The organism is Leclercia sp. GLN_9, from assembly GCF_043105735.1.
GTDB lineage: Bacteria > Pseudomonadota > Gammaproteobacteria > Enterobacterales > Enterobacteriaceae > Enterobacter > Enterobacter adecarboxylatus.
Window position 1 is genome coordinate 38,592 of sequence record NZ_JBICLV010000012.1, and the last position, 22,172, is coordinate 60,763.

17 protein-coding genes and 1 pseudogene are annotated in these 22,172 nt (G+C 49.6%); 10 read left to right on the forward strand and 8 right to left on the reverse strand.

Annotation, left to right across the window (positions count from 1 at the left end):
* Positions 1 to 69 precede the first annotated feature (69 nt).
* Positions 70 to 1,017 carry an Abi family protein gene (locus ACF8PE_RS06765; RefSeq protein WP_392494701.1) on the reverse strand — a complete coding sequence of 316 codons (948 nt, stop codon included), beginning with the start codon at positions 1,015 to 1,017 and terminating at the stop codon, positions 70 to 72.
* Between the two features lie 701 nt (positions 1,018 to 1,718).
* Between ACF8PE_RS06765 and ACF8PE_RS06770 the strand changes: the two genes are divergently transcribed.
* Together ACF8PE_RS06770 and ACF8PE_RS06775 are read left to right on the forward strand one after the other, a co-directional pair.
* A complete protein-coding gene (locus ACF8PE_RS06770; RefSeq protein WP_392494702.1) occupies positions 1,719 to 2,207 on the forward strand; it encodes a hypothetical protein in 489 nt (162 codons plus the stop codon).
* 78 nt (positions 2,208 to 2,285) lie between these two features.
* Entirely contained in the window at positions 2,286 to 2,711 is a 426-nt protein-coding gene (locus ACF8PE_RS06775; protein ID WP_392494703.1) for a hypothetical protein, read from the forward strand.
* A 59-nt stretch (positions 2,712 to 2,770) separates the two neighbouring features.
* Here ACF8PE_RS06775 and ACF8PE_RS06780 read toward each other — a convergent pair whose 3' ends face one another.
* Positions 2,771 to 4,111, reverse strand: coding sequence for a hypothetical protein (locus ACF8PE_RS06780; protein WP_392494704.1), 1,341 nt, complete (start codon positions 4,109 to 4,111; stop codon positions 2,771 to 2,773).
* Positions 4,112 to 4,332: 221 nt separating this feature from the next.
* The gene (locus ACF8PE_RS06785; RefSeq protein WP_392494705.1) at positions 4,333 to 7,137 is read right to left on the reverse strand and encodes a TrlF family AAA-like ATPase; all 2,805 of its coding nucleotides are present in this window, start codon (positions 7,135 to 7,137) and stop codon (positions 4,333 to 4,335) included.
* A 697-nt stretch (positions 7,138 to 7,834) separates the two neighbouring features.
* On the opposite strand from ACF8PE_RS06785, the pseudogene ACF8PE_RS06790 reads away from it, so the two are divergent.
* Positions 7,835 to 8,008 (forward strand): annotated as a pseudogene (locus tag ACF8PE_RS06790) (AAA family ATPase); the annotation flags it as partial.
* A gap of 154 nt (positions 8,009 to 8,162) precedes the next feature.
* Here the strand turns inward: ACF8PE_RS06790 and ACF8PE_RS06795 are convergent.
* From ACF8PE_RS06795 to silR, 4 genes are all read right to left on the reverse strand, one after another.
* The gene (locus ACF8PE_RS06795) at positions 8,163 to 8,513 is read right to left on the reverse strand and encodes a DUF305 domain-containing protein (RefSeq protein ID WP_040078796.1); all 351 of its coding nucleotides are present in this window, start codon (positions 8,511 to 8,513) and stop codon (positions 8,163 to 8,165) included.
* A 146-nt stretch (positions 8,514 to 8,659) separates the two neighbouring features.
* Positions 8,660 to 9,091: a copper-binding protein gene (locus ACF8PE_RS06800; RefSeq protein WP_142486210.1), complete on the reverse strand. Its 432-nt coding sequence runs from the start codon at positions 9,089 to 9,091 to the stop codon at positions 8,660 to 8,662.
* Between the two features lie 250 nt (positions 9,092 to 9,341).
* Positions 9,342 to 10,817: a copper/silver sensor histidine kinase SilS gene (gene silS, locus ACF8PE_RS06805; RefSeq protein ID WP_045344195.1), complete on the reverse strand. Its 1,476-nt coding sequence runs from the start codon at positions 10,815 to 10,817 to the stop codon at positions 9,342 to 9,344.
* Positions 10,810 to 11,490, reverse strand: a complete 681-nt coding sequence (silR, locus tag ACF8PE_RS06810) for a copper/silver response regulator transcription factor SilR (protein WP_045344197.1) — start codon at positions 11,488 to 11,490, stop codon at positions 10,810 to 10,812. The genes silS and silR overlap by 8 nt, the downstream gene beginning before the upstream one ends.
* 189 nt (positions 11,491 to 11,679) lie before the next feature.
* Here silR and silC point away from each other — a divergent pair, with 189 nt between their 5' ends.
* From silC to ACF8PE_RS06845, 7 genes are all read left to right on the forward strand, one after another.
* Entirely contained in the window at positions 11,680 to 13,065 is a 1,386-nt protein-coding gene (gene silC / locus ACF8PE_RS06815) for a Cu(+)/Ag(+) efflux RND transporter outer membrane channel SilC (protein ID WP_045344199.1), read from the forward strand.
* A 28-nt stretch (positions 13,066 to 13,093) separates the two neighbouring features.
* Positions 13,094 to 13,447 carry a cation efflux system protein CusF gene (gene cusF, locus ACF8PE_RS06820; protein WP_001246156.1) on the forward strand — a complete coding sequence of 118 codons (354 nt, stop codon included), beginning with the start codon at positions 13,094 to 13,096 and terminating at the stop codon, positions 13,445 to 13,447.
* Positions 13,448 to 13,560: 113 nt separating this feature from the next.
* On the forward strand, positions 13,561 to 14,853 hold the full coding sequence (silB, locus tag ACF8PE_RS06825; protein WP_001548143.1) for a Cu(+)/Ag(+) efflux RND transporter periplasmic adaptor subunit SilB: 1,293 nt from the start codon (positions 13,561 to 13,563) through the stop codon (positions 14,851 to 14,853).
* Between the two features lie 10 nt (positions 14,854 to 14,863).
* Positions 14,864 to 18,010, forward strand: coding sequence for a Cu(+)/Ag(+) efflux RND transporter permease subunit SilA (gene silA, locus ACF8PE_RS06830; protein ID WP_392494706.1), 3,147 nt, complete (start codon positions 14,864 to 14,866; stop codon positions 18,008 to 18,010).
* A gap of 85 nt (positions 18,011 to 18,095) precedes the next feature.
* Positions 18,096 to 18,536 (forward strand): DUF411 domain-containing protein, encoded by a 441-nt coding sequence (locus ACF8PE_RS06835; RefSeq protein ID WP_001549797.1) that lies wholly within the window; start codon positions 18,096 to 18,098, stop codon positions 18,534 to 18,536.
* 97 nt (positions 18,537 to 18,633) lie between these two features.
* The gene (silP, locus tag ACF8PE_RS06840; RefSeq protein WP_392494707.1) at positions 18,634 to 21,105 is read left to right on the forward strand and encodes an Ag(+)-translocating P-type ATPase SilP; all 2,472 of its coding nucleotides are present in this window, start codon (positions 18,634 to 18,636) and stop codon (positions 21,103 to 21,105) included.
* 40 nt (positions 21,106 to 21,145) lie between these two features.
* The gene (locus tag ACF8PE_RS06845; RefSeq protein WP_004388331.1) at positions 21,146 to 21,343 is read left to right on the forward strand and encodes a DUF2933 domain-containing protein; all 198 of its coding nucleotides are present in this window, start codon (positions 21,146 to 21,148) and stop codon (positions 21,341 to 21,343) included.
* A gap of 33 nt (positions 21,344 to 21,376) precedes the next feature.
* On the opposite strand, the gene ACF8PE_RS06850 is transcribed toward ACF8PE_RS06845, so the two are convergent.
* Positions 21,377 to 22,114, reverse strand: a complete 738-nt coding sequence (locus ACF8PE_RS06850; protein WP_148740082.1) for a peptidoglycan DD-metalloendopeptidase family protein — start codon at positions 22,112 to 22,114, stop codon at positions 21,377 to 21,379.
* Positions 22,115 to 22,172 lie beyond the last annotated feature (58 nt).

A 22,172-nucleotide genomic window follows, 5' to 3' on the forward strand; every position in this document is an offset into this window, starting at 1 on the left:
TTTAACAGACACCTCAGAGTTATTTAAGATGACTTAAAGAGAAGTGATCATGTTTTTACTTTTGCGCTCTCAAACCTGTGGAGGCGGATTTACTGCTCGTGTCCAAAGGGGGGTGTGTTTCCAATCTTCGATGAAGCCCATTTTTTGCCATGTCACACAGCTAGGTTTCTCTACCATTAAAGTATCCAACTGATTTTTTAGACCGTCAGACCATGAAACCTGGTCTGATAGATACTTTAACACAACGAGTCGGCTATAAAGCGTTTGCGGATTAGACATATGGGTTTCATACCCATTAAGTTTTCCTGGAGGGAAAGCTTTAAAAGAACGGTTCCATATACGGTTATGGTGTGCAGCAAGATTACGTAAATGGCTTAGAGTATGAAACCATGAAGCCATAATTTCCGCGCTGCGTATATTGAATTTCAGTGCAATCTGCTTTTGATCGTAGTGATGCAGATTTTTGTAAATTCTCGACCATGCACCAAAGCTGAGAGTCTCTGTAATCATCCAAGAGGGTGGGTATTTTGGATGATCATATGTTGCTTTATAATGGTCTATGAAAACCTCTTTAGAATTCCTGATTTGCTCAAAAAAACCTTGATAATCATAGTCATTATCAAGGTTTGTCAAATCCATGAACCAGTGACAACCGTATTTCGCACTCATATATTCAGAAAGGCAGGTTCGCAGACCGATCTCTACTTTCTGGATTTGCTCCAGCACTATCAGGCGCAGTTTTCTGTCAAATTCATACAGTTCTATAATATTCTGTAGCGTTGTTCCCGGTAAGAAAGTTTTAGGCTCTTGTATCTGAGGCTTCCTTTCCTGAGTCATATGATAGTAAGGGATAAAATATCCCCTTAACCTGTAATAGCCAATGAATGTAAGTGCAGTTTTCGCAGCATTCTCATCAGTGATGGTTAAACCTTTAAGACGCAGCTTTGAAATTAATGCTTCGCTTGTTTCAGTAGGTTTTTGGTAGAGTCGAGGTCTATTGGTCTGATGGGGTGCCATTGCGTCCTTTCCATTCAAAGAAATCAGGCAAAAAAAAACCCGCCATAATGCGCATCTCAAAGAGACTAGGCGTGGCGGGTGTACTTAAGATAATACTACCGTAATATGACGACTCCGTCAATCATCTCTGCTCATCCTGGATAACAGCCCTTCACCCCTGTTCACATTCTCCGGCATTAGGCAAAACACCAATAAGACCGAATTGTGCCCGCTACGGCGCTGATTACTATGTGTTGTGCCTGCGGGGGAGTCGGTAAGCCAGTACCAAGGAAGAACGTGCCGGTTTTACCGCTGCGACATTCGGTAAATTTCCAGCAGGAAAGACTTTAACCGAATGCGATTTTACCGTCAGCAGAGTTTTTCTTCCTGCTTTTCACTAAATTCACAATGGTGAGATTGAATCAGAAATGTCATTTCTGACATTAAGCCGATGTCCGCTTTCCGCTTACAGCAGGACCTGACCCTCATTATTCTTTAGATTTCTTCATGGCGTTTCTCGTTAACATTTTCCTGAGATTTGTCAGCGCAGATCCGACTTCACCAGAAATCGGATCTCAGTGAAAAGATGAGAGGGTAGGTAATAAAAACATTAAAATCGTAATACAATCAGGCAATCATAACACACGTACCATTTGGCGCCATAATCACCGGATGTGGTATTTTTGTGTGATTTAGCTTAAAAAGTCAAAGATGAGTTCATTATGGAAATTCAGCCTACAAATGGAAGAAATGAGTCCCAGGGGACAGTGTCGGTTTCGCTCAAGGGTATTCCGACCGATCAGGGCCACGCGCTGAAAGAAGTGGCAAAAGCCCGCGACATTAACCAGTCCGCGTTGCTGCGTGAGATGGTCAGTGCCAGCATGGGCAGCCTCCTCCACGTCTTCTGCCTCAAAAGCTCGCTGGTCGCTTCCCTGGATCAGGATATCGCCCAGTATAGCGGCAGTCAGGTTCTTCAGGCCTGGAACAGTGTACCTCCGGCCCCCCAGTTTGAAGTAGCCTACCGCGATCTGCTTGGTATAAGTACGGAAGATGATTTGACCCGGATTCTGCTCCGTAATGCGCAGCACCTCCGCTCGCGGGCCAGCCAGGTTATGCGGGGGGTGCCGCAATTCTACGGTGGTACTGCCCTGTATTTTGCTCTGTTCTGTGAAGTCGCCAGTCGAGATGAGCAGACCATTGAAGCCTTCTAGACCAGTATTGCCCGCTTCTGGGGGGCGTGGTATCGCCGCCAGGATTATTACGGTCACATTAATCAGTTACGCAGTATTATGGGACTTGATCCCGCAGATCGTCTCTATGAGGCACGGGCGAAAGGCTTTTACAGCCAGGCGGAGGTTTTTCAGGGCGAAGGTGGTGAGAAAGGACTGAGACAGGTTCTGCTGACGTTACGTACAGAGAATACCCGGGCTCTGCCAGCTGGCGCTACCAAGCTGTTCAGCCTGCCCAACTGCAATGGCCACATTCTGATGCCTGACCCGGGGTATGGCGCACCTTTCATTTACCAGAACAACGCTCTGGGAATAGGCTTCCGTTTCCAGGAAGAGTCCTGCTCCCTGCACTGCTACAGCGTGGAGGACTCCCGTATAGGAGACACCCAGACACTTAGTGAACTGGCCAATGCCCTTGTCGATGGCGTAGATGAAACACTCCGTGCCTATACCGCAACCATAACCTCCTCGGCAAACCAGAAGTAATTGCGTTAAGGCCACCACCGTGTGGCCTTTCTTAATGCGGGAAATTCAGCCATTCTTTTTCAGGCGAAAAGATTTTGCTCCAGTAAGTCGCTTTCTTCTTTGAAACCAGCCCGTTTGAGTTTATCTATGATGCGCGAAGGATAAGCTCGCCGCCCGACGCTGCGCAACCAGACCTCCTTTATTTCAGCCATGCGGCTCCGTTGAGAAGCTGAGAATGCGACCTCCACTTCCTTTTTGTAAGATTCGTAGCAGCTGTCATGCTCCTCACTAAAACAATAATATCCGGCGTCCAGTAATGCCTGTAGCCCGGCAAGTTTCTCTGCTGTTGCCCACTGCTTAAACTGATTGAAAGAAGCCCGGGTGTCTTTCGTTACCTGGAGTTCATGGTTCAACCCCTGCATAGGGCTAACCGGTACAACCGGAGAAGTACTAATGCCGGATATGTCATCACGTAATTCGTCTGACAAAGCATCGCGATCCCATGCCACCTTCCAGAAGTCGTTGAGAGTTATCAAATCTGCCATAGACAATCCAGGAATAGCTCCGGGCACGCCGATAATTCGAGCCAAATCTCTGCTGTCTTGAATTTTTCTGAATGCCTCAGACAGTTCTTTGCTGCCAATATTGTATTCAGATTTGATGGAATCTTTGATGCCAGTAAGGCCTGAAGAAGGCTCAGACCATGACTGCCGCACGGGCAACTGAACAGCGATAGCCTGAAGATCATTACGACTGAGGTTTTTGGTGAAAACCCCGGTTGAGTATTCCTTCCATAGCCAGTGAGTCAACCCTGTTAGTTCTTCCAGTTGCTCACGAATGACGCGAAACTGATCACGCAGAACCAATACGTTGATAACACTGACGTCTGTCAGATGTTTCTTGGCTTCAGTACTGTAACTGTAGCGAAACGTCTGACCAGTGGGATCGGTTTCCCCAATACAGCGAATGAGAGGTTCCAGCGCTGACACCTTTTCATTATAACGTCGATCAAACGCGGCTGCATGGCCTGAAAAAAATGCCCACAGGTTCATAATATCGTGCTGATTCAGCACTTTTTCTACGTCCGCATCCGGTGCAAGCGGCTGTTTACGTAGTTTCGTTAGCCGGCTGAGATCCTGTATCTGCCCCTTAATAGTCAGTTCCACTGAGTGCCGCAGATTGAAGCAGATAGGATAAATAAGGGTATCCAGTAATGCGCGCTGCCCTGAAATCAGGGCATCAATAAGCAGGAATACGCTGTCAGCGAAGCCGTCAGCATAATAATAAAGGTCCGGTGAACCGTTGTTCCCCACACAGGCATTGTAGGCCCCACGTGTATGATCACCCTGGAAAAGGGCATTCCAGTTAAATTGGGGTTTTTGTGAACCAAGATTTTCACTAATTTGTGTTGAATCAACCATTTACTTGCACTCTCTGTAAAATTTTAACTATCCAAAATAGGTCTGAGCTGATTATCCCGCCAGTCAAAAGATTGGCGCAACCGGAATAAATGGTGGACGGTTGAAAGGCTGATAGATCCGGAACATTGAGTTTCGAATCAAGGTGATAATAAGAGAACAGAAATATGGTCAGTTCTGGCCGACGCAGCAGCGTATGGCAAGAACTGAAGAACCGTTTTAGTCTACAGGCCGTACTTGCGCTCCCTTTCCTTAAAGGCTTGGATCCCGCCTTCCAGAATTTCACAAACGTGTTCTCTGATACCCCGGGAGTGCAGACGGCCGGAATCATCCTGTGAGATGAACGAGCACTCCAGTGAGCCGGTATAATATTCAAACCGGAATTCACTGTTCTCAATGCCCGAGCGCTGCCCACTCTGGTTAGATACAATCACGCATTCGGCATCCGTTCCCACGACAAGGTTGGCATTGTGCGTCACCATGATGATCTGCCGGTCAGCCTTGCGCTGCCTGACGAAATCATTGAGCTGGGAATAAATCGTCCGGTTATCGAGATTGTCTTCAGGCTGATCAATAAGGATAGGGTGCCGCGAATTGCTCAGGTGAAGGATCAGGTTAAGCAGCACCAGACCCCGTTTACCCGGCGACATCTGCACGATATCGTCGCTCCGGTAACGGACAGAAAAATCAATCAGGTAGCAGTCATCATAGAGGTAACTCAACATATCAGAGTCCTCAATGCCCTTACGAAGAGCGGGAGCAACCCCGCCGTTTCTGTAGCGGTCATATATGCCTGCAATCGTATCCGCATGGCGATCAGGGGAAAATGCATAGCCGCCTTTCGGACAGGCCAGCTCGCCGAGCAGTAGGTTTATATTCCCTCGCCGGTCAAAGCAGCCGGTAAAGCGATCAAACTTCTCAGTATTGAAGGATATGCGAGCAATTACGCTAATTTCACCTTCGGGGTGGTATTCAGGCTTACTGAGCTCGTCCACGTAAGCCTGGTAAAGACCAGTAAGGCACGCATACTCTGTATGGAGCTGACTTTTTGTATCATTGCCTTCCTGTAAAATGGACTGACGGCGTTCTGAGAGCTGTTGTAGCTGTCTGAGCTTTTCTTTTTCCTTTTCCAGCGCAGCCGTGGCCGCTTTGAGCGTTTCCTGATCGGTAATTTTTACCGACAGGGGAAGCAGCGTTTCCTTTTTGGCTGCGCTTTCGGTATCAATCCGCCTCAGCCTTGCGGGGATGCAGCCAAAACGGGCCTCGTGGCGACCAATGAAGTCACTGACAGCTGCTGAAAGGTTGTCCTCCAGCTGACGAAGGCTTTTCTCCAGAAAAGAGGAATTTTCAGACAGCGGAAAATCCAGCCTGAGTTGGTCGGTAAGGCTTTGTATCGTGCTACCGGCATGCCGATAAAGGCTTTCTTTCAGACTTCTACTGGCATCAGTAAGATCATCTATCGCGCGCCGGCGGGAGTGAAGGTTGTCCGTGCGCACTCTGAGTGCCATATACTGCTTTTCTTCATCCGGTGTAAAAGATGCCTGCTTCCTCAGCTGAGCGATCTTCTCCTCCTGCCGGCGGATTTCATCACTTACCGCCTTTTGCGTGCCGTATTTCTCCATTTCCTTACCGCACTCGCTGTATTTTTTGCGAAGCTCGGTAAGATAATCAATCCTGGTTTTTATGACCCGTATAGTCGCTTCCCGCTGTGCAGTATTTTCAAGTGCAAAAGCTTTGAAATTATTATTCTGATAAAGAATTTCCTCGACCAGTTGATTGAGCTGAAGCTGGCCGCTGCGTTCGGCAAGGTGATTGATATAGAGCTGAGGAATGTAGGTCACAGGCCTGCTGTCGTCACCATGTAATGAACTTACTTCCCCGTTTCCCCATGTGACTTCAACATTGAGATTGCTAAAGTCGTCATAGGCTGCCTGTCCGGAGATCCTGATTTTCTTGCTAACCTCACCGGCATTAATGGCGCATGCCATGTGGTAAAGCAGCAGAGATTTTCCTGAAGACTTCCCGCCTATGATCGCATTCAGGTCGGGACTGAAGTGAACAGGCTGGCCTGAAAAAAGTGCATGGCCACTACGGTCCGTAAAACAGACGTGTTTAATATACTGATAAGGCGTTTTAGTATGGGGGGACGTTTTCTGAATCCTGACGCGGGTGTGATCGTAAAGCACCTGTTTTAATCCCGCAAAAGTGGGATCGGCTTTAATCCAGCAAAAACGGTCCTCGTCGGGACGAAAAATTTTAGCCAGTCCATGTGCATCCGAACCGTGAACGCAGGGAAGTAGCTTGCCATATTTACTGATGACTTCAGTCCTGCTGTCGCTGCCACGCCCCTGAAAGTACTCACAATCCTGGGGGTTACCGGAAAAAATCGCGTCTACCAGGCGATAGATGTTCTGCCGGACAGCAAGGAGACCATTGTCGCGGAGCCCAGAGATTCCGTCTCCTGAGCTATTAGATGCAATGACAATAGCGTTGTTCCGCAGCCAGGTTTCACTCCTCAGCCAGTCTTCAAAAACGTCAAAAGAAGGCTTGAACTGATTAATGCCGTCGCGCAGATTTTTCTCGGGAGAGGACAACCCTGCGACCGCAATCCCCAGCTCAGTCAGTTGCTGATCGCTGCAGGAGTAGTTCTGCCCGCCGTAACGGAAATGAAGCCGGCCCAGAGCGTGTTTTATTTTGTCAACGTGACCGGTATCCGCCGGATTGATAATAAGATGAATATTCACACCCTTATCTTTTTGCGTTTCAGGTGTGATGCGAAATTCTATGTTAGGAAAAACGGCCTCAATGTTGGCTATCCGACCCTGCGCACGGTATGCGAGCAGTCTCTCATACCCGGTGATAGTGCAGTAGTCGGTTGCACCCATGACAGCGACCTCGTCGCCAAACGCTTCAATTGCAGAAAGATAAGCTTCCCAGTCATTCCGATACTGATTCTCAAGTGATGACGAAGGGGTATGCACGTGCAGATCCCATTTACGCCAGTCTGAGCCATTCGGGAATCGCTTCACTGTTACCTCCTTTTAACATGTCTATCAAAAATTGATATCTGCGTTTACGCAACCGGGATGTCAGTACAGACCATAAACTAATAGTTACCGTAAGCCTTTACAAGGGCATAAACGTGACCACATGCATCCAGTTTCTCTATATACGAAAGCGCCTATCAGATGCTCTCCGCCATTCCGGTGCTGATACATACGGCACCATGCTGACGGGACTGAGACCCCTCCCCTCATCACGGAAATTCTTACCAGCTACAGCAAACTTCATTTCACCAAATCAGCTTAACCAGAGATCCGATTTTTACTTTTTTCGGATCCTGGCATAAGAAGAGAGGGATTATTGTAGATAGGTCAAGAAAGTAGGTAGATTATTGCGATTGGAGGATTATTCCATTTTCAGCATCCGATAATGACTTTGTTCACCATAAAGCAATAAATGTTCTCAGGCCCGCTCCGCAGAAAACAAGGGTCATAAAAAGCGTCTGCCGCCCGTCCTGATCTGAGACGCCTGTATACCAGCCTGAGAAAGTTCCGGGTGACGGAAAGGGCAGAAATGTTCAGGAAACGCGACCGGATCATAATCCCGGAATGCCATCAGGTTATCCTGAATCACGGCATTTCCCCGCCAGGGCTCAGGCTCATACACGACAGATATTGTATTCAGGGTTCCGGTCACAACGCTTTCTTACACACAGGACTGTATATGCGGCTCAGAAAATTAAAACTTACGAACTTCAGAGGCTACAGAAACTCCACTGAGATCATTTTTGATGAAGGCATGACGGGCATTGTCGGCCGAAATGACTTCGGGAAATCAACGCTTCCGGAAGCGCTGGCTATATTTTTTGAAACAGAAGGAATTAAGTCAGGAAAAAACATAGCAGGTGCATATATTGCGCCCCACAATACAGGAACTGGGGACAAAATATAAAAAACCCGAAATTAATCGGGTTTTAATTATTTGACGTTTAACAGGCTCCCGTGCCCGGGAGTGATTTAAATTTACGCTTATCATGGCGTTTTTGCAATTGTTATTTTTGGCTATCTAGCCATTTATTCATTTGCCCGATTTCACCTTTCTGCGCTTTTATGATGTCCTGCGCAAGCTTTCTCATTTCGGGATCTTTTCCGTATTTGAGCTCGGTTTCCGCCATGGCAATTGCCCCTTCATGGTGTGCAACCATACCTTTTGCAAAGGCCTTGTCGGGATCGGACTCATTAACGGCGGCCATCATTTTGTCATGCATATCTTTCATGCCCTTCATATATTCCTGCGACGATGCCGATGAGGACATATCTGACATTTTCATGTCCGAATGTTCGGCAGAAATGGCTGGCAGGGATAACATTAATATAACAAAAAGGGTGTTTTTGATTTTCATTTAATAAATCCTTTTCAGGTAGGTACCGGTTAATTGTAGCTGAGTCAGATAAAAAAGCCCCCTGATGGGGGCAAAATGTCACAACATATCCGGTTAAGGAATAATCTATCAAGGAAAGGGTAAAAGCACGGATACTACAGTCGCATTCAGCCTGCATTCATCATGCGGCGATGCGCTTCGGCCATGGCCTGATGTGGGCCAGACTGACCGTTATTCATGAATTCATGGGCTATCGCCGCTCTTTCATGCTCATCCATCGCGGCATACGACGTTGACGGCGCGGTAGGGGAAACGGAGTTATTTCCCATCATCTTCTGATGACTTTCCACCATTTTCTGGTGCCCATCCGCCGATCCGTTCGTCATGGTTTCATGAGCAATAACGGCCTGTTCATGCTGATTCATACTGGCCATCTGTGGTGTAGACCCCTTTATTGCGTTTGTAGCTGAAGCTGACTGGATCTGATGAGCTGGTGCCTGTGCATTATTAACTTGCTCGTGAATATCAATAGTCTCTGAGGCCCACGCCGACGAGATTAAGCCAAGACCCATAACAGCAGCTAAGACGATATTTTTCATGATAACTCTCCATTTCTGAATTAGTGATGTCCGGGGAAGTACAACCGGTTTTTTCAGTTCCATAACTGAAACAGGTTCGGCAGTGTTTATTTCTCCGGGAGAGGGCTGGATATTCATTTCCTGGCGTAATCTGACGCCGGGTATTGATGAAGCAATCCAGCCTTCCTGATAAGTTGCACTAATTATATCGAATGGCTTCTGTTTGCTGCATGACAGGCTAATGACATCTTTGTCATTTAAATCTTTATTCTCAGTTTTGGGGCTCCGGGATCATTTTCTCCAGTCTGGGCACGGATAAGATAAAACGAGTTGAGCGTACGTCCGATTCCACCTGCACGCTTCCGTGATGTGCTTCCACGATTGACTTCACAATCGCCAGACCGATGCCGCTGCCTTCTCCTTTTCGTTGTCTGGACGGATCCACCCGATAAAAACGGTCAAACAGCCTTGATAAATGCTCTTCAGGAATTGGTTTGCCCGGATTTTCAATCACAAGGTCAAAAAAGCTCTCTTCCTTTCTTATTGAGACGGTGATTGTCTGTCCCTCCGGGGTATAACGCAGGGCATTGGATAACAGATTATTGATCGCTCTTCTGAACATTTGTGGATCTCCCTCAACCAGGCAGGGCATCCCGTTAAATTTGAGCGTGATATTGCGTTCTTCGGCCCAGGCTTCGAAAAACTCGAAGACTTTCATGACTTCTGCTCTGAGGTCAAACCGGACCCTGTCAGGTATGAGCTGATTATTGTCCGCCTGCGCCAGGAACAGCATGTCGCTGACCATTTTGGTCATCCGGTTATACTCTTCAAGACTGGAGTAGAGGACATCCTCAAGTTCCTTCTGGGTTCGATCCTGACTCAGTGCGATTTCAGTCTGCGTCACCAGATTGGTGATGGGCGTTCTGATCTCATGCGCGATATCGGCAGAGAAATTGGCCTGGCGGGTAAAGACATCCTCAATCTTTCCAATCATATGATTGAACGAGATAACCAACTGCTCCAGCTCAATGGGAACGCGTGTCGGTTCCAGCCGCGCATCAAGATTCTCGGAGGTGATGTTTTTAATGGCATTACTGACATTACGAAGGGGCAGATGCCCCTGACGGACAGCGATGCGAATGATCAGAACAATCAGCAGGCTTATCACGACGGCAATCGCAATCAGATTTTTTTTCAGCGCATCGAGGTAATGGAGATGGAAATTAATGGAGAGGCCAGTCAGCATGACATAGTTCTGCTGTTTGCCCTGAAATATCGCCTGACCAGAGGAGGCGATAATCCTGTAGGTGTTCATTTTCATTCCGGATTCGGCGTGCACCGGACCCGCAGGATCTTCCACCGTCCAGAGAAAAACATCCCGTGCGCGGCTGTGCTCGCTAAAATCGGCTGAATTCACGGCCGGGCGTAGTGCCGCCCCCTGCGCTGAGCTGAAGAGCACCTCTCCCCTAGGATTGAGGAGCAAAAGGGCAACGTTGCGGTAGCTGGCAATCGACTCCTTTATTTTACTTATTTTTTTTTCATCCGGATCCGCCGGGGACTGCAGTATACGGTTCAGTGTGGTGCTGATTTGCTGCAGATCGCTGACATCCTGCTCGGCAAAATGATTTTCAACGGAATGCAGCATAAACCAGGTGAAGGCGCCAAAGGCCAGGATCGTGGACAGGCTGATAAAAAAGGTCAGCCGCAGAGCGAGTGAGAAAGGGCGCCTGGAAGGTTTGCTATGCATCCGGGACCTCCAGCATATAGCCCACGCCCCGGACTGTCTGAATCAGCTTTGTCTCGTAATCGTTGTCTATTTTAGCGCGGAGTCGCTTTACAGCAACATCAATCGCGTTAGTGTCGCTGTCAAAATTCATGTCCCAGACCTGAGAGGCAATCAGGGAGCGGGGAAGAACCTCTCCCTGATGGCGAATGAAAAATTCCAGCAGGCTGAACTCTTTACTGGTGAGCACAATGCGGTTCCCGGCGCGACTGACTTTTCTGGATACGAGATCAACCGAGAGGTCAGACACTTTAAACTGGCTCTCTGTGATCATCGTATTTCCCCGCCTCAGGAGGGTTCTCACCCGGGCGAGGAGCTCGGCAAATGCAAAGGGTTTAACCAGATAATCGTCTGCACCCAGCTCAAGTCCTTTGACCCTGTGTTCGATCGTGCCAAGGGCCGTCAGCAGTAAGACCGGCATCCCCTTTCCGGCTGTGCGCAGCATACGGATGATATCCCAGCCGTTCACATCAGGCAGCATGATATCCAGAATGACTAAATCATACTCGGCGGTCATGGCGAGGTGATATCCGGTAAGACCATTATCAACGTGATCCACAACGAACCCGGCCTCTGTAAGCCCCTTGCTGAGATATTCACCCGTTTTAATTTCGTCTTCGACGATCAGTATTTTCATCTTGCTCCCCGGCTGGCTGCTAATGTCATTCTATTGCGCCCACGATCGTTATCAACGGATTACAGCAAAAATGACAACATTGTCATTATCCTGTCACCCGGCAAACAGAGAGCGTTCGGTAAAGTACCCCTATCAATACTCTGGACTTCATTTGAACCATTTACCAGGTCTGCCTGGACGAGAAGCGTTATGTTCAAATTAAAATTACTCAGCATTAGCACGATATTCATCCTGGCCGGTTGTGTCTCTCTGGCACCTGAATATCAGCGCCCGGCAGCACCGGTACCCCAGCAGTTTTCACTGTCCCGAAACAGCCTGATGCCAGCAGTGAATGGTTATCAGGATACGGGCTGGCGTAACTTTTTTGTCGATCCCCAGGTTACACGGCTGATTACTGAAGCTCTGAATAATAACCGTGATTTGAGAATGGCTGCCCTGAAGGTTGAAGAGGCCCGGGCCCAGTTCAACGTCACGGATGCAGATCGTTATCCCCAGCTGAATGCCTCATCCGGGATCACCTACAGCGGTGGCCTGAAAGGCGACAAGCCGACCACACAGGAGTACGACGCGGGTCTTGAGCTCAGCTATGAGCTCGATTTTTTCGGCAAACTTAAGAACATGAGTGACGCTGATCGCCAGAGCTATTTCGCCAGCGAAGAGGCCCGTCGGGCCGTACACATCCTGCTGGTCTCCAACGTTTCGCAGAGCTATTTCAGCCAGCAACTGGCGTATGAACAACTCCGTATCGCGCGGGAAACGCTGAAAAATTATCAACAGTCCTATGCTTTCGTTGAGCAACAGCTCGTGACCGGGAGTACGAACGTTCTGGCACTTGAACAGGCGAGAGGACAAATCGAAAGTACCCGCGCCGAAATAGCCAAACGAGAAGGCGATCTGGCTCAGGCAAACAATGCCCTGCAACTGGTGCTGGGAACGTACCGCGCACTTCCGTCAGAAAAAGGGATGAAAGGCGGGGAGATAGCCCCAGTAAAATTGCCACCAAATCTGTCTTCACAAATTTTGCTGCAGCGACCGGATATTATGGAAGCGGAATATCAGCTGAAAGCGGCTGATGCCAGTATTGGCGCAGCGCGGGCGGCCTTTTTCCCTTCCATTACCCTGACCAGTGGTCTTTCCGCAAGCAGTACGGAGCTGTCCAGCCTGTTTACGTCAGGAAGTGGAATGTGGAATTTTATCCCTAAAATTGAAATTCCTATTTTTAATGCTGGCAGGAATAAAGCCAATCTGAAGCTGGCTGAAATTCGCCAGCAACAGTCGGTGGTTAATTACGAACAAAAAATTCAGTCAGCCTTTAAAGATGTTTCCGACACGCTTGCGCTGCGCGACAGCCTTAGCCAGCAACTTGAGTCACAGCAGCGTTATCTTGATTCACTACAGATAACTCTACAGCGTGCCAGAGGATTGTATGCAAGTGGTGCTGTCAGTTACATCGAAGTGCTGGATGCAGAACGTTCCCTCTTCGCGACGCAGCAAACCATTCTCGATCTTACCTATTCCCGACAGGTTAACGAAATTAATCTGTTTACCGCGCTGGGTGGCGGTTGGGTAGAGTAAATTTATTCAATTAATCAGGAAATTAAAAATGCGTAATTCACTTAAAGCCGTTTTATTTGGTGCCTTCTCTGTCATGTTTTCTGCCGGTCTTAATGCTGAAACACATCAGCATGGCGATATGAATGCTGCCAGTGATGCTTCGGTACAGCAGGTTATCAAGGGCACCGGTATCGTTAAAGAAATTGATATGAATAGTAAAAAGATCACCATTTCGCATGAAGCAATCCCGGCGGTGGGCTGGCCTGCAATGACCATGCGCTTCACTTTTGTTAATGCAGACGACGCTATCAATGCCCTGAAAACCGGCAACCATGTCGATTTCTCGTTTATTCAGCAGGGCAATATCTCCTTACTCAAAAGCATTAACGTTACGCAATCCTGATTGACACTCCGGAGCGAATACATCCAGTGCGCCTGAACATTCATTATGGGATTACTGTGAATTAATGATCGGGCGCATATGCCAGGTGTTTTGATTTTTCAGCGAGAAATTGTATGGCTTCTTTAAAGATAAAATATGCTGCAATAATTATCAGCAGCCTCATAGCAGGAGGGCTGATATCGGTTACTGCCTGGCAGTATTTAAACTCATCACAAAAAACAGTACAAACAGAACAAAAGGCACCGGAGAAAAAGGTACTTTTCTGGTATGACCCGATGAAACCGGATACTAAATTTGATAAACCCGGAAAATCTCCCTTTATGGATATGGACCTGGTGCCGAAATATGCTGATGAAAGTGGCGATAAAAGCAGTGGCGGGATCCGTATCGATCCAACTCAGGTTCAGAATCTGGGATTAAAAACGCAAAAAGTCACGCGAGGAATGCTGAATTATTCTCAGACAATCCCGGCTAATGTCAGTTACAACGAATATCAGTTTGTCATTGTGCAGGCGCGTTCTGATGGTTTCGTCGAAAAAGTGTATCCCCTGACGATTGGCGATCATGTGAAGAAAGGCACTCCGCTTATCGATATCACCATTCCTGAATGGGTTGAGGCACAAAGTGAGTTTCTGCTGTTATCCGGTACAGGCGGTACGCCAACCCAGATAAAAGGGGTTCTGGAGCGACTTCGTCTGGCTGGTATGCCGGAAGAAGATATTCAAAGGCTGCGTTCAACCCGCACAATCCAGACCCGTTTTACCATTAAAGCACCTATTGATGGTGTCATTACTGCATTTGACCTGCGCACCGGCATGAATATTTCCAAAGATAAGGTGGTGGCTCAGATTCAGGGGATGGACCCGGTCTGGATCAGCGCTGCAGTGCCAGAATCTATCGCCTATCTGCTGAAAGATACGTCGCAGTTTGAAATTTCGGTACCGGCTTATCCGGATAAAACATTCCATGTCGAAAAATGGAACATTCTTCCCAGCGTGGATCAGACAACCCGCACGCTTCAGGTCCGCCTCCAGGTTTCTAATAAGGATGAGTTTCTCAAGCCAGGCATGAATGCCTATCTCAAACTGAATACCCAAAGCCAGGAGATGCTGCTGATACCAAGCCAGGCCGTTATCGATACCGGCAAAGAACAGCGCGTGATTACTGTTGATGATGAAGGCAAGTTTGTGCCGAAACAGATCCACGTTCTGCATGAATCACAGCAACAGTCCGGCATTGGCTCCGGCCTGAATGAAGGCGATACCGTGGTGGTCAGTGGCCTGTTCCTCATTGACTCCGAAGCCAATATTACGGGCGCGCTGGAACGTATGCGCCACCCTGAAAAAACAGAAAACAGTATGCCAGCAATGTCTGAGCAGCCTGTAAATATGCATTCAGGGCACTGAGGAGACGACGATGATTGAATGGATTATCCGGCGCTCTGTCGCCAACCGTTTCCTGGTCATGATGGGCGCACTGTTTCTCAGCATCTGGGGCACATGGACGATAATTAACACGCCGGTCGATGCGCTGCCTGACCTGTCAGATGTGCAGGTCATTATTAAAACCAGCTATCCCGGACAGGCCCCGCAGATTGTAGAAAACCAGGTCACCTATCCGCTTACCACCACCATGCTGTCCGTACCTGGCGCAAAAACCGTGCGTGGCTTTTCACAGTTCGGTGATTCGTATGTGTATGTCATTTTTGAAGACGGCACCGATCTGTACTGGGCCCGTTCGCGCGTGCTGGAATACCTGAATCAGGTTCAGGGCAAACTGCCTGCGGGTGTGAGCTCTGAAATCGGCCCGGACGCCACGGGAGTGGGCTGGATATTTGAATATGCCCTGGTCGATCGCAGCGGAAAACACGACCTTTCAGAACTGCGTTCTTTGCAGGACTGGTTTCTGAAATTTGAACTGAAGACCATCCCGAACGTGGCTGAGGTAGCCTCGGTCGGTGGCGTGGTGAAGCAGTACCAGATTCAGGTCAATCCGGTAAAACTGTCCCAGTATGGGATCAGCCTGCCCGAAGTGAAACAGGCTCTTGAATCATCTAACCAGGAAGCCGGTGGTTCATCCGTTGAAATAGCCGAAGCGGAGTATATGGTCCGCGCCAGCGGCTATCTGCAGAGCATTGATGATTTTAATAACATCGTCCTGAAAACAGGCGAGAACGGAGTGCCGGTTTATTTGCGGGATGTTGCCCGCGTGCAGACCGGGCCTGAAATGCGGCGTGGTATTGCCGAACTGAACGGCCAGGGGGAAGTTGCTGGCGGCGTGGTGATCCTGCGGTCGGGTAAAAATGCGCGCGACGTTATCACAGCAGTCAAGGATAAACTGGACACGCTGAAGGCCAGTCTGCCGGAAGGCGTTGAAATCGTGACCACCTACGATCGCAGCCAGTTAATCGACCGGGCGATTGATAACCTCAGTTCCAAACTTCTGGAAGAGTTTTTCGTGGTGGCCATCGTCTGTGCCCTGTTCCTGTGGCACGTACGTTCTGCCCTGGTGGCGATTATCTCTCTGCCGCTTGGCCTATGTATCGCCTTTATCGTCATGCACTTCCAGGGACTAAACGCCAATATCATGTCGCTGGGAGGGATAGCTATTGCCGTCGGTGCGATGGTGGATGCCGCCATTGTGATGATTGAGAATGCGCATAAACGGCTTGAGGAGTGGGATCATCAGCATCCGGGTGAGCAGATTGACAATGCCACCCGCTGGAAGGTGATTACCGACGCCTCCGTGGAAGTGGGACCCGCACTGTTTATCAGCCTGCTGATCATCACCCTGTCCTTTATTCCTATCTTTACCCTGGAAGGTCAGGAAGGACGTCTGTTTGGCCCGCTGGCATTCACGAAAACGTACTCCATGGCGGGAGCGGCCGCGCTGGCCATCATTGTCATTCCGATCTTGATGGGATTCTGGATCCGGGGAAAAATTCCTGCCGAGACCAGTAACCCCCTGAACCGGGTGCTGATCAAAGCGTATCATCCATTGCTGCTGCGGGTCCTCCATTGGCCAAAAATAACCCTGCTGGTTGCGGCCTTGTCCATTTTCACCGTTATATGGCCATTGAGTCAGGTGGGGGGGGAGTTTCTGCCGAAGATCAATGAGGGCGACCTGCTGTATATGCCATCAACATTGCCTGGCGTCTCTCCGGCAGAAGCTGCAGCACTCCTGCAGACGACGGACAAGTTAATCAAAAGCGTTCCTGAAGTGGCCTCTGTATTTGGCAAGACCGGTAAAGCAGAGACCGCAACGGATTCCGCACCGCTTGAAATGGTGGAAACCACGATCCAGCTCAAACCTGAGGATCAGTGGCGTCCGGGTATGACGATTGACAAGATTATTGAAGAACTCGACAAGACCGTCCGTTTACCGGGTCTGGCAAACCTCTGGGTTCCGCCAATCCGTAACCGTATTGATATGCTCTCAACCGGGATCAAAAGCCCGATAGGTATCAAGGTCTCAGGGACTGTCCTGGCCGATATTGATGCGACTGCGCAGAGTATCGAGGCGGTAGCCAAAACCGTGCCGGGCGTGGTGTCTGCCCTGGCTGAGCGACTTGAAGGCGGGCGTTACATCGATATCGATATCAACCGGGAAAAAGCGTCCCGTTACGGTATGACTGTTGGTGATGTACAGCTGTTTGTCTCATCAGCCATCGGCGGCGCAACGGTAGGGGAAACGGTTGAAGGCGTGGCCCGCTACCCGATTAATATTCGCTATCCGCAGGATTATCGGAACAGTCCAAATGCATTGAAACAGATGCCGATCCTGACCCCGATGAAGCAGCAGATCACGCTGGGCGATGTCGCGGATATTAAGGTCGTTTCAGGGCCGACTATGCTGAAAACGGAAAATGCCCGTCCAGCCAGCTGGATTTACATTGACGCGCGCGGCAGGGATATGGTGTCGGTGGTTAATGATATTAAAACGGCTATCAGTCAGAAAGTGAAACTGAGACCGGGTACCAGCGTGTCATTCTCCGGACAATTTGAACTGCTTGAGCACGCCAACAAGAAACTTAAATTGATGGTGCCGATGACGGTGATGATCATTTTCATCCTGTTGTATCTGGCGTTCCGCCGGGTTGATGAAGCGTTGTTGATCCTGATGAGTCTGCCGTTCGCCCTGGTTGGCGGGATATGGTTCCTGTACTGGCAGGGCTTCCATATGTCAGTCGCAACCGGAACCGGGTTTATCGCCCTGGCCGGTGTGGCAGCAGAGTTTGGCGTGGTCATGCTGATGTATCTGCGTCATGCCATTGAAGCGCATCCGGAACTGTCAAACAAAGAAACGTTCACACCGGAAGGTCTTGATGAAGCCCTTTATCATGGTGCCGTGCTGCGTGTCCGGCCGAAAGCCATGACCGTGGCGGTGATCATCGCGGGTCTGCTGCCGATACTCTGGGGTACCGGCGCAGGTTCAGAAGTCATGAGCCGTATCGCGGCCCCCATGATTGGCGGGATGATCACAGCTCCGCTGCTGTCCCTGTTCATTATTCCTGCCGCCTATAAACTCATCTGGCTGCGCAGACATAAAAAGAGCGTGTCATAACCCTGAAAGGGCACCCCTGCGGGTGTCCTTTTGCATAAATTCACCCTGACGTCAGGGTTTATATCGATAACATACAGAGGTGAGTATGAAAAAAATAATTTTAATGACCCTGGCTTTTGGCCTTTCACTTCCTGCAATGGCAGGTGAAAAAGTAATAGATATGTACAAGTCTGAAAACTGTGGTTGCTGTTCCCTGTGGGGCAAGGCGATGGAAAAGGACGGGTTTGAGGTGCGGACCCACGTCATGAATGATCAGGCCCTGTCAGCCCTGAAAGAAAAATATGCTGTTCCTGCTGAGCTGAGAAGCTGTCATACCGCAGTTACTGGTAATTTGATCATTGAAGGCCATGTGCCTGCAGCCACGATACATAAGGCAATGCTGTCTGGTTCAGGGATTTATGGTCTTGCCACCCCGGGCATGCCTGCGGGGAGCCCGGGAATGGAGATGGGGGCCCGTAAAGAGGCTTACGATGTTATTTCATTCTCTCCGGAGGGCAGTAAAAAAGTCTTCCAGCGAATCGAATAGTCAGCGGAACGGCTGATAACGGGACGCCGGCAGCAGGCACTCCTGTGCCGGCGACATTCGTGGTAATCGCATCCATGACATACCCTGAAGACAGAAAATGCTTCAGGCATGCATAAGGAGAGTTACTGTGAAAAATGACAATGTAGTGCAACACAACAACCAGACTGCTTCTGAACAGACATTATCCCCGGACGAGAGCCACGTATTGCATAAGGTGAGAGATCCCGTGTGCGGGATGGCATTCCTGCCCGACAAGGCGCACAGCAGCATTCGATACCAGGACCATCAGCTTTATTTCTGCTCTGCCAGCTGTGAGAGTAAATTTACAGCCCATCCCGACCGTTATCTTACCGAAGATGCCAGTGAACATTCCCACCACCACGATCACCACGAAGTCAGCCCAGACCAGATAAAACAGCCTCACCATCAGGCGGAGAAAGATATTTCTGAAGGTGTGTGGACATGTCCGATGCACCCGGAGATACGCCGCAGTGGTCCCGGAAGCTGTCCTGTCTGTGGAATGGCACTGGAACCGCTCGTAGCCACGGCATCGACGGGGCCGAGTGATGAACTTCGCGACATGACAAGACGCTTCTGGCTGGGGTTGTTGCTGGCGTTTCCGGTTCTGATACTCGAAATGGGATCTCATCTGTTTCCCGCCTTGAGGAATACAGTACCGCCACAATACAACACATGGCTGCAGCTGCTTCTGGCCTCTCCAGTCGTGTTGTACTGTGGCTGGCCATTCTTCGCCCGGGCCGGAATGTCGTTGCGTAACCGCTCCCTGAATATGTTTACCCTTGTTGCAATGGGGACCGGCGCAGCCTGGGTTTACAGCGTCATTGCAACCGTCTTCCCCTCCTGGTTTCCTGCATCGTTCAGAAACATGGATGGCCTGGTGGCCGTTTATTTTGAAGCCGCAGCAGTAATTACGGTGCTTGTTCTGCTGGGACAGGTTCTTGAACTGCGGGCACGGGAACAAACCTCAGGTGCCATTACTGCGCTTCTGAACCTTGCCCCCAAAACAGCCAGGCGGCTGGATCATGACGGTCATGAAACGGATATTAATGCAGAAGATGTCCTGCCTGGCGATAAGCTCCGCATCAGACCTGGAGAGAGTATTCCGGTCGACGGTATCGTGGTCGAAGGCAAAACAACTGTTGATGAATCGATGGTGACCGGGGAGTCTATGCCGGTTACCAAAAAAGAGGGTGAACCTGTCATTGGGGGGACGATTAATCAGACAGGTAGTCTTATCATCCGAGCAGAGAAAGTCGGTGATGAAACGATGCTCTCACGAATTGTTCAGATGGTCGCTGATGCACAGCGTTCGCGTGCCCCCATCCAGAGAATGGCAGACAGCGTTTCAGGGTGGTTTGTTCCTCTGGTGATACTTATCGCGGTTGTTGCTTTCTTGATCTGGTCTGTCTGGGGGCCCGAGCCCAGGATGGCGCACGGTCTCATTGCGGCTGTGTCGGTCCTGATTATTGCCTGTCCCTGCGCGCTGGGACTGGCCACGCCGATGTCGATAATGGTGGGGGTGGGCAAAGGCGCCCAGGCCGGGGTGTTAATCAAGAATGCCGAAGCCCTTGAGCGTCTTGAAAAAGTGGACACGCTGGTTGTCGACAAAACAGGCACGCTCACGGAAGGTTCGCCTACGGTGACAGGGATTATCAGTCTCAGTCCGGGTGGGGAAATATCTCTTTTACGTGTAACAGCTGCAGTGGAAAAAGGTTCGCAGCATCCGTTGGGTATGGCTGTTGTCAGAGCCGCGCAGGAAAAGGGGATCGTGATACCTGCCGTCAGTAATTTCAATGCCCCGTCGGGGAAAGGTGTCTCAGGCGATGTCGAAGGTCAACGGGTTGTTATTGGTAATGAACTGGCTATGCAGGAAAACAGTATCGTTATTGATAATCAAAAGGCCGTTGCGGATACGTTGCGGATGGAAGGCGCTACCGTTATCTATGTGGCCACAGACGGGAACCTTGCAGGCCTGATAGCTATCTCGGATCCCGTGAAAGCAACCACGCCGGATGCGCTTAAAGCTTTGCGTCAGGCGGGGATCCGCATTGTTATGCTCACCGGGGATAACCAGCTTACTGCTGAAGCAGTCGCACGGAAACTGGGAATAGATGAGGTTGAAGCCGGGATTCTGCCGGATGGCAAAAAAGCAGTGATAACCCGACTGAAAGAGTCTGGCCATGTGGTTGCGATGGCCGGAGACGGTGTGAATGATGCCCCGGCGCTGGCAGCGGCTGACGTGGGTATAGCCATGGGAACGGGTACAGATGTGGCAATAGAAAGTGCTGGCGTTACCCTTCTCAAAGGCGATTTGATGATACTCAACAGGGCCCGTCATCTGTCAGAGATCACCATGAAAAATATCCGGCAGAATCTGTTTTTTGCGTTTATCTACAATGCTCTTGGGGTGCCTGTAGCTGCAGGTCTGCTTTATCCTGTGTATGGAATACTGCTGTCGCCAGTTATTGCGGCGGCGGCTATGGCCCTTTCCTCCGTTAGCGTCATTGCAAATGCGTTGCGTCTGAAAAGTGTCAGGCTCGGGAAATAACCCTGAATGAAGGGTCTGTTACTAACAGAAGGAGTCCGGTATGAAAAGTACAACCTATGCGCTTATTGCTGTCGCCGCGATTGCGGCATTTGCTCTCCTGCGCGAACACTGGTCACATGTGGCAGGCTACTGGCCATATCTGTTACTGCTGCTTTGTCCGCTCATGCATCTTTTCCACGGTCACGGGGGGCATGGAGATCATCAACATCACGGAAGTGAAAACGATAAAAAAAATTAATCCGGCAGACGGGACCGCGTCGCGGTCCCGTTATCAGTCCAGGTATCGTTCGTAGTCTCTGGCATGCGCAAAGGCATGCTGTTCGAGTTTGTTATCAGCGGGTGCCGCCGTCCGGAACGCCAGTGAGTTAACAGGATTGTTATTGATGACCAGCTCGTAATGCAGATGAGGACCGGATGAACGTCCGCTGTTACCGGATAACGCAATAGCGTCTCCCCGGGTAACCCTGGCCCCTTTAGTAACGAGTATTTTATTGAGGTGGAGATAGCGAGTTATAACACCAGCTTTTCCCGTTACTTCAACAAAATACCCCATGGTACTGTTATATTCGGCCCGGGTGATTTTTCCGTCGATGACGCTGACTATTTTCGTGTTCATGGGCATGGAATAATCAATGCCATTATGGGGGCTCACTTTTCCCGATACCGGGTTAAGTCTTGCTGGATTGAAAGGCGAGCTGAGTCTTGCTGTGGCCGGTAACGGATAATCGAGACTGCCTTTCCCGGAAGTATCGGAAAGGTTATAGAACTTTTTGTCTGATATACGATACGCCGTGTAATTAAATGAACCGGACGTAAATTTATAGGCCACTACACGTGATTTTCCCGCTTTCTTTTGCAGTACGAGTTTTAATGATTCATTTTTTTTCAAATGCCGAAGATTAAACCGGGAAGGCAAAGATCGCTGAAGGATAGCGATCTCGTTCGATTCCAGCCCCGAGCGGGTGGCAGAAAGGTAGGCATTTTCTTTTACGACATCGGTAGAATACATTTACTGGAATTCGCCGTTAGCATGAACACTGCGGCGTATGCTAGGGGTTTTCAGGAGG